This is a genomic window from Spirosoma areae (assembly GCF_054781775.1).
Genome location: NZ_BAAGTT010000007.1, coordinates 187,003 through 200,180 on the forward strand (window position 1 = coordinate 187,003; position 13,178 = coordinate 200,180).

Annotated in this window: 15 protein-coding genes; 11 read left to right on the top strand and 4 right to left on the bottom strand. The window is 53.3% G+C overall.

The window, feature by feature from the left end; translation table 11 throughout:
* The first annotated feature begins 88 nt into the window (after positions 1-88).
* Positions 89-478, top strand: a complete 390-nt coding sequence (locus ACYVI1_RS03495) for a helix-turn-helix domain-containing protein (RefSeq protein WP_460906730.1) — start codon at positions 89-91, stop codon at positions 476-478.
* Positions 479-499: 21 nt separating this feature from the next.
* On the opposite strand, the gene ACYVI1_RS03500 is transcribed toward ACYVI1_RS03495, so the two are convergent.
* Entirely contained in the window at positions 500-1,240 is a 741-nt protein-coding gene (locus ACYVI1_RS03500) for a LytR/AlgR family response regulator transcription factor (protein WP_460906732.1), read from the bottom strand.
* Between the two features lie 3 nt (positions 1,241-1,243).
* Positions 1,244-2,488: a histidine kinase gene (locus tag ACYVI1_RS03505; RefSeq protein ID WP_460906734.1), complete on the bottom strand. Its 1,245-nt coding sequence runs from the start codon at positions 2,486-2,488 to the stop codon at positions 1,244-1,246.
* A 353-nt stretch (positions 2,489-2,841) separates the two neighbouring features.
* Between ACYVI1_RS03505 and ACYVI1_RS03510 the strand changes: the two genes are divergently transcribed.
* Positions 2,842-6,051, top strand: coding sequence for a two-component regulator propeller domain-containing protein (locus ACYVI1_RS03510; RefSeq protein WP_460906736.1), 3,210 nt, complete (start codon positions 2,842-2,844; stop codon positions 6,049-6,051).
* A 76-nt stretch (positions 6,052-6,127) separates the two neighbouring features.
* Here the strand turns inward: ACYVI1_RS03510 and ACYVI1_RS03515 are convergent, their stop codons facing one another.
* Positions 6,128-6,631 carry a hypothetical protein gene (locus ACYVI1_RS03515; RefSeq protein ID WP_460906738.1) on the bottom strand — a complete coding sequence of 168 codons (504 nt, stop codon included), beginning with the start codon at positions 6,629-6,631 and terminating at the stop codon, positions 6,128-6,130.
* Entirely contained in the window at positions 6,628-7,092 is a 465-nt protein-coding gene (locus ACYVI1_RS03520) for a hypothetical protein (protein WP_460906740.1), read from the bottom strand. The genes ACYVI1_RS03515 and ACYVI1_RS03520 overlap by 4 nt, the downstream gene beginning before the upstream one ends.
* 258 nt (positions 7,093-7,350) lie before the next feature.
* On the opposite strand from ACYVI1_RS03520, the gene ACYVI1_RS03525 reads away from it, so the two are divergent.
* The 9 genes from ACYVI1_RS03525 (at position 7,351) to ACYVI1_RS03565 (ending at position 13,173) form a co-directional block, all read left to right on the top strand.
* Entirely contained in the window at positions 7,351-8,055 is a 705-nt protein-coding gene (locus ACYVI1_RS03525) for a hypothetical protein (protein ID WP_460906742.1), read from the top strand.
* Positions 8,056-8,091: 36 nt separating this feature from the next.
* Positions 8,092-8,454, top strand: coding sequence for a hypothetical protein (locus ACYVI1_RS03530; RefSeq protein ID WP_460906744.1), 363 nt, complete (start codon positions 8,092-8,094; stop codon positions 8,452-8,454).
* A gap of 96 nt (positions 8,455-8,550) precedes the next feature.
* The gene (locus ACYVI1_RS03535) at positions 8,551-9,132 is read left to right on the top strand and encodes a hypothetical protein (protein WP_460906746.1); all 582 of its coding nucleotides are present in this window, start codon (positions 8,551-8,553) and stop codon (positions 9,130-9,132) included.
* A gap of 44 nt (positions 9,133-9,176) precedes the next feature.
* Positions 9,177-10,037, top strand: coding sequence for a hypothetical protein (locus ACYVI1_RS03540; protein ID WP_460906748.1), 861 nt, complete (start codon positions 9,177-9,179; stop codon positions 10,035-10,037).
* A gap of 4 nt (positions 10,038-10,041) precedes the next feature.
* A complete protein-coding gene (locus tag ACYVI1_RS03545; RefSeq protein WP_460906750.1) occupies positions 10,042-11,061 on the top strand; it encodes an ankyrin repeat domain-containing protein in 1,020 nt (339 codons plus the stop codon).
* Positions 11,054-11,731, top strand: a complete 678-nt coding sequence (locus ACYVI1_RS03550) for a DUF1963 domain-containing protein (RefSeq protein WP_460906752.1) — start codon at positions 11,054-11,056, stop codon at positions 11,729-11,731. Before ACYVI1_RS03545 ends, ACYVI1_RS03550 begins: the two co-directional genes overlap by 8 nt.
* Positions 11,732-11,895: 164 nt before the next feature.
* Positions 11,896-12,399, top strand: a complete 504-nt coding sequence (locus tag ACYVI1_RS03555; RefSeq protein ID WP_460906754.1) for a hypothetical protein — start codon at positions 11,896-11,898, stop codon at positions 12,397-12,399.
* 92 nt (positions 12,400-12,491) lie between these two features.
* The gene (locus ACYVI1_RS03560) at positions 12,492-12,728 is read left to right on the top strand and encodes a hypothetical protein (RefSeq protein WP_460906756.1); all 237 of its coding nucleotides are present in this window, start codon (positions 12,492-12,494) and stop codon (positions 12,726-12,728) included.
* On the top strand, positions 12,703-13,173 hold the full coding sequence (locus ACYVI1_RS03565; RefSeq protein WP_460906758.1) for a hypothetical protein: 471 nt from the start codon (positions 12,703-12,705) through the stop codon (positions 13,171-13,173). Before ACYVI1_RS03560 ends, ACYVI1_RS03565 begins: the two co-directional genes overlap by 26 nt.
* Positions 13,174-13,178: the final 5 nt, after the last annotated feature.

Below are 13,178 nucleotides of genomic sequence, written 5' to 3' on the forward strand. Positions count from 1 at the left end.
GTATGACTGATTTGATAAATTATCAATTTTTTGATTAATTCTCCCATACTACCGAAATTGCCGACAAATAATTAGACCAGTAGCCATAATGAGTATCGGAATAAGTATTCGTCAGCAACGCGATAAGCGGAAAATGAGCCAGCGGTTATTGGCCGATTTGGTTGGTGTAGCGCAGTCAACCATCAGCCACTGGGAATCCGAATTGAGCAGCCCCAACGGTGAGGAAATTAAAAAGCTGGCGGAGGTATTTGAGATTTCAGTCGCTGACTTATTTCCAGGAGCAGTTTCGACCACGGGTGGTCAACAGCGCAAAAACAACTCACCTACTTTTGTTCAGCAGCTTCACCCGGCTGACCAGTTTATTAGCTACGAGGAGTTACTGGCTGTTCAGCAGGACCTGATTCAGATGCAGAAAGCCCGGATTTTAACGCTGGAAGAAGAAAATGAGCGCTTAAAGAATCAGCAAAGGCCGAATTGACGTGAGCATCGACTAACCAACCTATATCCGTTCCAGCAGGCTTAGAAACTCCTGCTTTTTGTTTCGGGATACGGGGATATTCTTGTTGTTAGCCATGATTACCTCGCCCCCATCGCCCCGAATGTATTTCTGAACGTAGCGAACATTAATGAGGTAACCATGATGCACCCGGCAAAAGCCTTTGCTTTCGAGTACGTCCTCCACTTCTTTCAACGTCTTGGAAATCAGCACCGCCTTGCCGTTAGTGAGAAAAAAATGCGTGTAGCCACCGTCCGATTCGCAGTAATAAATTTCTTCACTTTGCAGGATTTGCAGCCCCTCCATGGTAGGTAATGCAATCCGATCACCTGTTTTCTGGCGGTTCAGGTAGGCGACAAACTCATCGACCTGCGACGACGGCCGGACCGATATGGCTTCTTCGGCTTTGGCAACGGCCTGACGCAGTTCGTCTTTGTCAATCGGTTTCAGAATGTAATCCAGCGCATTGTGCCGGATGGCCTGAATGGCATATTCGTTATAAGCCGTCGTGAAAATGACCCGGAAGCCGGTGAAGCGGCAGGCTTTGAGCAGGTCAAAACCACTCATGCCCGGCATCTCGATGTCTAAAAAAACCAGGTCGGGGTGGTGACGGTCAATGGCTTCCACGCCCTCTGCTCCATCGGCGCAGGAGGCCATCAGCGTGATTTGCGGGCAGTATTTAGCCAGAAGAAGGGCCAGCACATCGCGGCAGTGTTTTTCGTCGTCAACCAGAATAGCTGTCATGCGTTAGAGGAGTTTAAGCGTGAATAGTACACGAGTACCGGCGGGCTGTCCGTCGGGCTGATACTGATCAAGGAGGTCTACACGGGCGTCTGCCCCATACATTTGGTTCACTAATTGCAACCGCTCTTCCATCAGTTTGACGCCCTGCGTCTTATGAATGCCGGACTGATTCGGCCGTAGTTTAGCCGAAGCTTCCCGGCCAATGCCATTGTCACAAATCTCGATCAGGAGATACCCGCGATCCCTACGGCATCTGATCTGCAACACAGGGGTGCCAGCCTTCATGGGCAGTAGCCCGTGCCAGATGGCGTTGTCGACATAGGGTTGGGTAATGAACGGTGGCACACGAACGGTGTCCTGATCGATGTCGTCGTCAACCTCGACCTGAAGCTCAAATTTTTTATCGCAGCGGAGTTGTTCCAGTTCTAAGTAAATCTGGATCGCTTTCAATTCTTTGCGTAAGGATATCCAGTCGGTCTTTGAATTATCCATCACCTGCCGCATCAGCCGCGAGAACTTAGTGAGCAGGTCCGACGCGTTCTCGATATCTTTCTGTAAAATAAAACTATTGATGGAACTAAGGCTGTTGAAGATGAAATGGGGATTCATCTGCATTCTAAGCGCCATCAGTTTGGTTTCGGCCACCCGTTCATTGGTTTCCATGAGTTGGCGCTCTGCCTGCCGAAAGGCCAGTTCTACTTCTACCTGTTTAATTTTCTGAGCGCATAGCGTAGCCACCGTCGTCAGAATTTTCAGGTGCCGGGGCTGAAAGAAGTTCATCTTAGGGTGTTCAGCGTCGATAACCCCGATAACGTTCCCTTCCCACACAATAGGTACGGCAATTTCGGCCAGTCGTGCGGCATCGTCCCGGATGTAGCGGTCATCCTTCGAGGTATCGCCAACCAGTTCGGGTTGCCCGGTAGCGGCCACCGAGCCAACAATTCCTTTCCCCAACGGAATCTCGATGGGTTGAGCAATAACGTATTCCTGAGGGCTTTTGGGGCCGTAAGCCGCTTTTTGCACCAGTACACCCCGTTCCTGGTCGAGCCAGTAGATAACGCAGTCCACGAAATTGAGCCGACTAATGCAGTTTTTGACCACCTCCCAGAGAACCTGCCCGATGGTCGACTGCCTAATCATGGAAGTAGCAAAGAAGGTGATGACCTTTTCGGCTTCCAACTCCTCCACTAACGCCCGCCATTTCAGGGTGTCGTTATAGGAAACCGCTCGTTTTGCTAGTTTTTTCATTCAACACAAGTGCCCACTTCCACAGCAACTACGCAAACTATGCGGTTCGTTGAAAGTCAAACTGAATAACAGGCGTTTTCCAGCCGATAACTGGCGCAAAAAAGCTATTATTGAGCGTAGTTTCCAATAGTAAGTAATCAGGCAAATTTAGCTTTCATTAGTCAATTGGCCTGGTTTGACCCCTGCGGGGTCGGATGTTTATAGGGTAAGCCACATTTTCTATAAACATCTGACCCCGCAGGGGTCAAACTAAACGTTTTTATTGATTCTCCTGGGCTACCAGACAGCAAGTTGAATCCATTAGCATCTACAGAATCCGTCAATCCTCCTGTAAAGTCAAGCTCGTCAATTACTTGAAGAATCACCTTAGTTTCGTTTGTCTGGCCTTACTCTGGCTGCTGAGTGGTTTCAGCCAATCGCTCGCGGCCCAATCCTTTAACCCACAACCAACGAACCCAATTGGCGTTTCAACCCAATCGCCTACGCGCTGGTTTCAGCACCTGACCCTCCGAAAGGGCTTAGCCGCTAACTTTAGTACGTCAATCTCTCAGGATAGTCTTGGGTTTATCTGGATTGGCACCGTCAATGGCTTAACCCGATTCGACGGGCTAAACTGCCGCACCTTCGTTCGTCAGGCTGGCGACCCCCACTCGCTGTCGCATCGCATCACCCGGTCGGTCTTTACCGCCCGAAACGGTACCCTTTGGGTTGGCGCCCAACAGGGCTTAAACCGCTATGATCAGACAACCCAGGCTTTTCAGCGCTATTCATTTGCCGCGCTGGGAGCCGATTGCAATTTCATTCGCGTTATCGCCGAAAGTCCCGATGGCAACCTGTGGTGTGGCACCAAAGGGGGCGTAGTTCGATTCGATCCAGTATCGGCAAAAGCGCAGCTCGTACCCATCCCGACCGACGAAGCCTCCCGCGATGGTGCGAAGGGTATCCGCGCGCTGCTGGTCGATGGCACCCAGATCTGGATCGGTACCCAGGCGGGATTATATGCCTATGCCTGGCGCACGAAGCAGTTTCGGCCCTTTCGGCAAAACCGACTACTGGCAAGTTCCCTGCCCGACGATTACGTGACGGCGCTGGCCCGGCACCCCCATACCGGCGACCTGGTAGTGGGCACGCACGGCGGGCATGTAGCCCGGCTGAATCCATCGACAGGCACCTTTCGACCATTGCCGCTGGCAGCCGAAAATCAGCCGGTATCCTCGCTGTTGTTTACAAAAAACGGGGATTTTTGGGTGGGTATGAGCAATGCGGGGCTGCACCATTATGACCCAGCAAAGAACCGGTTTACGGCCTATCTGAACGATGAACTTAACCCGCGCAGCATTGGGTCTAACTCGGTAAAAGCTTTGTTTGAAGACCGGAGTGGCATTATCTGGGTTATTACCGACGATGCGGGCGTGAGTTGGTCGAATCCCGTTGTTGAGAAGTTCCATTCGGTTTTCGATGATGTTGCCTACCGACCAGCCTCTACCCTGGGGCTGGACGCGGCCAAACTGTCCATTGACCGAAAAAACCACCTTTGGGCCGCTACCCGCGATGGTTTAGTGCGGATTGACCCGCGAACCCAATCCTACCGTCTCTTTCGCCACGACCCCAAAAACCCGAATAGTTTAGGCGCTAATTTTCTTTATTCGGTGCTGGCCGACCGGCGGAGCCTTGTGTGGGCCGGGGGGCCAGCAGGGCTAACCCGCTTCGACCCGGCGCGTGGTCAGTTTGAGCGAATACCCACTGTGGCTGCCTCCGAAAATTCGGCTATGCCAAAAAACGAGCTGGGCAAACAACACAACGTTGTGGTTGGCGAACAGGTGTTTACGATGATTGAGCATCGGGATGGACGTATTTTTATCGGCACCAACGAAAAGTTGACCATTTATGACCCCCGAACCGGCGCGTTCAGTCATCAGTTTACAGACGAACGAATCCGGAAACTTCCCGGCAAAAACTACAATACGCTTTACTTCGACCGATACGATAACCTGTGGGTCGGTGGGCTGGGGCCGGTTTATAAAATCAGTCCTGACCTGCAACTGCTGGCGGCATATATCCACCGCGAAGAAGATGCCACCACCCTGCCCAGCGAAGGAGCTACGGGGTTTGCGGAGGATGCGTCGGGGCATATCTGGATAAGCACCGACGACGGCCTGGCCCGGCTCGACGAGCGTACCGGGCGTTTCAAAACCTTCACCACCCGCGACGGGCTGCCCACGAATGATATGGCGGCCCTGCTGGCCGTAGGCGACACACTCTGGGTTAGCACCAGCCGGGGCATTGCCTGCGTGAATACCCGACGGCTTCGACTGACCAATTTTGATGAAGCCGACGGGCTGCCAACGGCTGAGTTCGAGTCTAATTCGGCGGTGCGCGACGCCAGCGGACGCATTTACTTCGGAGCCATGCGCGGCTTAGTCTACGTTCAGCCAAACAGGATTCAGATGAACCGCTTTGTGCCGCCTGTGTTTCTGACTTCGTTTCGGGTAAACGACCAGGAATTTCTACGCGGGCCGCTCACGAACCCACCACCGGTTGTTCTGAACTACACCCAAAACGGTTTTACCTTCGACATGGCTGCGCTCAGCTTCGACAATCCGGCGGGCAACCAGTATGCCTATCGGCTTGAGGGCTTCGAGGATCGCTGGAATCAGGCAGGCAACCGGCCCTTCGCCAGTTATACAAACGTACCGCCCGATGACTATGTGCTGCACGTTATTGGCGCCAACAACGACGGCATCTGGAACCGCAAAGGCTACCGGCTGCGGGTCGTTATTGAGCCGCCTTTCTGGCAAACATGGTGGTTTCGGATAGCAGCCCTGATCCTGGTGGTGGCGTCGACAGTAGGGGTGGCCCGCTGGCGCGAACGACGCTTAGTGCTGGAGCAACAGGAAAAAAGTGAACTCCGCGAACGGATTGCCGCGTCAGAAATGAAGGCCCTGCGCTCGCAGATGAACCCGCACTTTCTATATAACTCGCTGAACGCCATCCGGTTATTTGTGCTTCAAAACGACAGCGACAATGCCGACAAGTATTTGGTAAAGTTTTCCCGGCTTATGCGGCTCATTCTGGAAAACTCCCGCCAGGAGTGGGTCACGCTCGCCAGCGAACTCGAACAGCTACAGTTGTACTTGGAGTTGGAGCAGCTTCGGTTCGACAACAAATTCGATTTTTCGGTTGATGCCGATGCCGCTATCCAGAAGGAAAACGTGTCAATTCCACCCATGATTATCCAGCCGTATATTGAGAATTCGATTCTTCATGGCATGGCCCACAAGAAAAGCCGGGGCCGGATTGAGGTGTGCATCAGGCCATTGGCAGACGGGCTGGAGTGCCTTGTGGAAGATGATGGCGTGGGACGCCTGAAAGCGGGCGAGCTGAAAAGTAAAACCATTTCGTCGCACAAGAGCGTGGGGCTTAAAGTAACTGAAGAGCGGCTACAGCTCATAAGTCAGCGGAGCGGCAAAGAGACCCGCGTAACAGTCATTGATAAGGTGGATGAGGCCAATCAACCGGCGGGTACCAAAGTAATGATTCAGTTACCGCTGATGCCCCATTAACAAAAGCGCCCGACCGGTGAGTCAGGCGCTTTTGTTTACTCAGATTCGGTACGACGGTTAAGGGTGTCGGCAACAATCAGGTTTTGGTTTTTTCGGCGAAGGAAGCCAGCCAGAAGATAAGTCCCAGGAGGGCGGCAAACCCACCAGCCACAATCAGCGTCCATTTAAGGAAGGGCATAAACCGCCATCTGGTGAAGAAAAACAAAGCCGCCACAAAGCCCCCAATGAACAGGGTCATAAAGCCGAGACTAACGTATAGAACAAACCCGCTGCCAACGCCGGAATTGCGGCTGTCGCCGTAGTCGATGCCGCTACAGAGGTAGGCGGGCAGGACCAGCACACCCACGCCCCCAACAACCAGGATGCGGGCTAACCACCACCACTGACTACCCGGTGCCCAGGCCAGGGGCACAAAAGAAAGCAAAACGCCCACGATGGGCAGAAACCAGCCGATCTGTTCCAACTGCAGGTTGCCTGCTTCGGTTGGGGGCTGATTTCGGGCAATGAGCAGGCTCGTGATGGCCAGCATGAGCAGCCAGGCCAGTTCTGGCCCCAGACTATAAGCAGCGAAGCGATTCATAGTGTTTGCGTGGCCCGTAGCCATTCCTGAAAGCCCCCAACGGAAATGACCGCAATTGTCAGTGTGCCAAAGACCATCATCAGGATGCCGGCAATACCGCGCACCTGCCATCCGAACCGCGAACCGGGCTGAGTCTCATCCAGTTCATCGGGCACATAGGTTAGTTGCGTTGTGTTACCCTCGCTGACCTGATACCACAGTTTCGATTGCATGTACACATCGACCTCGTGGGGCAGGCCGGTTGTATCCTGAAAGGCACAGCGGGCGTAGTAATTCTCCAATCGGCCCAGTAAGCACTGGTCTTCTTTGCGGAATTTTTTCAGCACGATAGCCGTAACGGTGAGACCGCTGTTTCGCAGGTCGCGGCCTTCGTACCAGAGGTACCAGCCAATAAAGATGAGGATAGCGCCGATAATCAGGCCACCAAAGGCGATAAGTAGAGAAAGGATTGGGGTAGTCATTGGGTTTGCTCTTTATACAAACAAAAATGCAGCGGGCGAAGCCACTCCACTAACCCAACTTGATATGCGGTGGCTTTGAGGTCATAATTGGCGGAATAAAGCGATAGCTGCCGGGGTACTGTTCCGCCACTATCTCCGCAAAATGGACTACTTATTCAGTCGTTTCTACCAGTTATCGACTCCCGCATGGAAAACGTCAGCTACCCGTGTTGGTTTGTAGTCGCTAAGCAGCAACGATACCTTACGGGTTTACCCAATATGGAACGCTTTCTTACCTTACTTGTCGCCAGCCTGTGTGCGGCTCCCCTGGCTTACTTCGCTACGTACTGGCTTATCGTGGCGATGAATCAGGATGCCCACGGACCCGATGCCCGGCTCGGCGCTGCCTACCTGAGTGTCTGGGGCGGCTTTGCTGCGGTGCCGGTTGGGTTCTTTCTGGTTTGGTTTCTGGCCAGCCGGTTTCTGTTGCCCGAACACCTGCGCCTGCTTCAGATTATCGATGTCGTTGGGATAGTAGGCTGGGGTATCGTTTACCTGAACTATTCAGGCAAACAACCGCAGCGCTTAGCATACGCCGACCACCGGGCCGTGCTTGAGGTGGAGTTACGTGCCACCAAAGCCATGCTCGCCGGACGGTCAATTGACTCGCTCGTCTCGATAAGGTACTACGTAGGTACCAATTTTGACACGCCCCATCCAGACCGGGTACGGGAAGAAGGCGACGCCGTTATTTTACCCTGGGAAACCGTACCCTATGAAGTTACCGAATGGGGCGTGGTGGTCTTTCTGAAGAATCAGCCGGTACTGTTCTGGTTAGACCTTCCCCGCCGACCCGAAAAATCAACGGATTGGTCGGGCTGGGGAACGCCGGTTCACTATCAGGACAGTGCCATACCCGACGAGGCCCGGCAGGGGCTGACGCTCCGATACCGCTTCCGGCTGGTTCCTCATGGGCAACAGTAATGTATAACCAACCAACTATTTAACGTAATAAACACAATGGCAAACGAGAAAACCATCATCGACGAATGGTCGGTTCGCGACCTGGAAGACGGCTCATCGGTAAACGTTACGGTCGTAAACTGCACCGAACTGGGCAACCAGTCCAAACCGGGCATTCAGGTCATTTACATGGGCAACATCATCAACTACGAACCGCTGATTGTGGAGCGTTGGGCCTATCAGGCGTCAAAAGCCGGTGTCGATGAATATTTGCTGGAAGATAAATCCTGGATGGTGCATCAGGACCAGTTCGTGAAAACCTACCTCGTGTCTGGTTCGCCCCTTAAGGCCAAAGTGGAAGTAAAAACGCGCTCATCGAAGGTGATCGCCAAAGAGTACGCCCTGCCGTTTGAGGTGTGAACCACCTCTCCTTCACCCCAACCCTTCCCGCAACGGCGGGCCGCCCAGAGGGAGAGGGGTTGGGGTGAGAGAGCCTGAACAGTAAACAACAAACCAATGAAGACTATATTTCTGTCCATTGCCTGGGTAATCCTGTCTACTGCGTTTCTGGACTACCAGCGCAAACCCGCATTCGGTGCTAAGCCAGCATCCGTAAGCCTTGCCGTTGCAACGGATTCGGCACAGGCTATCCAGGCAGTCGTTTCGTTTTTACATTGGTATAAGAACCACATTCAGGCTGCCAGCCGGATTCAGTTGGTCAATCAGCAGGCCGGAAAGCCCTATTCGGTCAACCTGAAAAATGGAGAGCGGTACTTAGCCTATCTTAAAACCAGCAACCGCCTGACCGATACCTACCTCAACGAGTGGCGGGCGTATTTTAAGGAACGCAACGAGGGCTTTCGGCTAAACCAGCAAAACGAAGGGCCGCCCACTGGGTTCGAGTACGATCTGGTGCTTCTCAACCAGGATGTGGATATGCAGTTAGCCTCCCTAAAGTCGCTTAAAGTTGACAAAGTCACTGTCGTAAAAAACAAGGCTACCGTGGCGCTCACGCTGTTTGATGCGTATGAATTCCGGCTGCTCCGGCGGAATAACCGCTGGGTCATCAACGAAATCCTGAACATGAGTCAGGAGTAAGCTTCTGGCTATTAGGCTATTAAGTTACTGATAAACAAATTTATATGAGTAACTTCATAACTACTCTTGTGCGAACGCGGCTCCAGCTTTTACTCTTTCCAGTAAGTCTGCTTTTTATGCGTTGTGGCAATTCATCGTTGTCGTCCGGGACTGTGGTTGACCCATCGCGGCTTCGGGTAAATGTCAACATTTCCCGCTCGATGAGGCCTGACGGTGAGGTAACCGAACGCATCGAGGCCTTTATCCGGGATGAGAACGGAAAACCTGTTGCCAACCCCCAGATCCGGGTAAACGTGAATGGCAAGGCACTTGCTCTCAACAACGGCTCATCAAATTACTACGGCGCTTATCCGCACTACCAGCTAACTGACCCGTCGCTGCCCGTAAGCCCCGACGCTCCGTATGCAGTCACCGTCGTTCTGACCGATGGGCAGGCGTACAGGCTGGGCACAATTCAAACCCAGCCAGCGATTACGCCCGCCCGGTTCTCGCCCCCAGCCAAACACGCCCGGCAACAGCCATTAACCCTAAACTGGCTGGATTTGGAACCGCATAACTGGCTGGTCAGTCGCTGGAAAAGCTGGCAGGGCGAAACCTCAGTAACAACCCTGAACTTAGCCAAAAGCAACCGCACGACTGATGAGTGGAATAACGTACACTACGACGGCAGCAGCCCCGATCAGGCTGATTATCTGACAACCGCTGTTGGGTCGGGGCAGGGCGACTATACGGTGCCCGTATCGTATTTCCAGGGGCCAATGAATCCCTTTAACACGCTTGAGGTACTGATTGCTTCGGAGAAAAGCGTGAAAGTAAATAAACCGTTTCTGGACGGCAGTGCCCTTAGCAGCAGCCGCACCAGCATGTATCGAATTGAGGTTACGAACGGACTAACTAAACGATAAAATCATGCCACCCCTGAAACTCGTTACCATTACCAACTGGTCGCTGCTGATCATGTATGGGGTTATACTTGCCTACTCGGCCCTGACTATGACCCCGTCGAATACTGACGCAGCCGGTCGGGGACTGGCAACGGCCTATATCCTTGTAGGGGCCATCCTGCTGGTGTTGCTGATGGGCGTAAACGTCCTGCCCTTCCGGCTGACCCGCATCGCGGTGCTGATGGTGGCCCTTCTGCCTCTGGTGGCGGGTCTTTTCCGGCTGGCAAGTCAATTCAGGACGACCCAGCGAACAACCGAGGAGGATACAGGACGGCTCGACGGGTCGTATTATTTCCATGACCGTGTCCGCCAGGAACTGGCTCAGGCCATTGCGAATCAGGACCTTACAACATTTCAAACGGCATTACAACAGCCCATTCCTCAGCTTAACGAAAGCGGTGAAGACCACATGACACTGCTCGATTTCGCAGCCATGCGCGCTGTCTACAGCGATAGTTCAGGCGGGGCTATTCCTTTTTTAACGGCTCTGCTGGCAAAAGGAGCCACCGTCGAAACCAACGATACCCTCCGTTCACCAACGCACGCGCTGGTTAGCCGCGACTGTTCGGCAACGCTGCTGGCCTGGTTTCTGAAAAACGGAGCCAACCCGAACGCCAACCGATTGCAGGAATACCCTACTCCCATTCTGTTCACGGTGATGGAGTATGACCACGACCGGCTGGCGAAACTACACCTGTTGCTGAACAACGGGGCTGACCCTAATGCAGTTTACCCACCGGCGGCATCGGGCTGGCTGGCGGGCCATTCGGCCCTGCTGGCGGCTGCGCGACAGGAATTGTGGGCGGTGTGTCTACTTCTGCTGGAGAAAGGCGCAGACACCACGGTGGCGAGTCCACAAAAACTGCGGTTTACGGACCTCATCACACGCCAGGCCGAACTCTATGCGGAGCGTAATGAAACACCAGCCACGTTTACGGCATTGCTGAAAACCATGAACGTACCGAACGGACACCGACATGACTAAGAGGCAGGTAATCGACCAGCTTGCTCGGCGGGCCATTCGCATGAAGGTAGGCGGTTTTCGGCCGGTCGATAATCCGCTGGCCTCCTGGATTGGCAACGTGCTGGTGGCCAGCGCCGAGGAAGGCTGGCCCCATGCCAGCGGCAAACCTATGTTGCCCCTCTGCCAGGTCAATCTGGACGAGTTTCCGTTTAAACCGGAACCGGTGAGCGACGTGGCGCTGATTACGATTTTTATCAGTGCCGATGAATTACCCTATTCTGAGGACACAAACGGAACAAGCTGGTGCCTTAGAGCTTACCAAACAACCGATGCGTTAGTGCCTTTAGCTCAGGTTAAGCGCTCATCGCCCATTAAACCGATGCAGATGCTTCCTGAAATCATCGACCAGGATTTCCCCTGTTACGACGATTGCCCCCTTCAGCTACCGGCAACGTTCGATGATGACTACAGCCAACTATTCCCAAATGCCGACGGCATCAAATTCGGAGGCTGGCCCACGCTGGTTCAGGGCGAAATTAGCTGGGCCGCCAACAACCCTCAATTTGCCTTTCAGATTGACAGTGTCCAGAAAGCCCGCTGGCAGTGGGGCGACAATGGCGTTGGGTATTTCGGCAGGAATACAATCCAGACAGGGGCTGATCGATGGACATTCGCCTGGCAATCCTATTAAGTCTGAACCGGCAGTCAACACGCTACAATTGATTCTTTTACTATTTTAACAAAAAATAGACTGAAAACTATTTCCATTATTATTAATCATTTCCTACAACGGCGTGTTCAGTACCTAACAGCCTTGCTGCGTGCTTGCTTTCCGGCAGTCAACTGTCGTCTTTTATGATCGACTTCCCCGATGCAGCCTGGAATAAGCAGCAACTGACTCAGCACCTCACCCACATTACTCAACTTCTCCGAGCTGACGTTTTCAGGCGGACTTCTCCCTTTACCAACCAAACGCAGGCTCACTGGATTGAGTTGATCCGGTCGGTCAGCGACCTGGTGAGGCAGGCGTTGCGGGCCGGAAGGCGAATCGACTTCACAGAGGATGTAGGAACCCAGGGTAAGCCGCAGGACATCACAAGTTTGCTCGACTCCATGCGCCGGTCGGCCTATGTCGTTGGCCTGGGCACTCAGCCGGGCCTGACAATCATCTCCCCCGCTCTCAACCATTTCTACGGCATGGGTATGGGCTATTTTGCCAACGGCTTGTTTTTTCGCTGCGAACACGAGAACGAACTGGCTTTTTTTATCGGCCGCGACCGTATCTACTTCTACCGGCACCTGGTTCGGGCGTTCGTGCAGGCCGGGCAGTACCTTACCTCCGTTTCTGAACGGGAATAGACTCACCTTTAACTTATGTTTATCAGGGTTAATCAGGCAAAACAGGTCACGTATGATCACTACCCTTTACCTACTAAATCAATTAAACAGGAATGGATAAATTAAGGAAGCAACTCATCGACGGCTTCCGTCAGATGATGCAGGTTGTTAACTGGGGCGATTTACTGGGGCGAACGTTTCGCCCGGTCATTACACCCAACTCACTACTGGCCGAATCAATCCGATCAGGACTACTTGGCTATTTCCACGCCAGCTACCCAATCTATTTGCGGGTTTCACCCGTCGCCGTTACAAACAGGCCCTATGTTAGCCAACACCAATCCGCTTAAGCCTCGCCTGGCTCGTGTACACGAGTTAATGGAGTCTCCCCTGTTTAAGCAGGACTCCCGCGAAGATGTTCTCTGGAAATCAACGTTCGCCGAGTTGATCATCGCCGTTGATGAGTTGTTGGCTCAGGCGCAGCAGAAAGGCAAACGGGTCGACTTTTACGAAGGCGTTGGCGTTCACGGAAAGATACAGGACATCACCTCTCTGGTAGACTGGCTGTGCGATAGCCTGCCCGGCACGAGCGCGGGTTTACCGACGCCAGCCGCACCTGCCCGCCTGAACCGGTACTTTGGTCAGGGTACGGGCTATTTTGCCAACGGGGCTTTTTTCACCGGCGAGTATGAGGGCGACGTTGCTTTTTTTCTGGATGATCAGCGAATTTACCTGAACCGGCAAATTCGGCGGGCTGTCGGCGAAGCCGAACTGACCCTGCAAACCATCAACTGACGCCT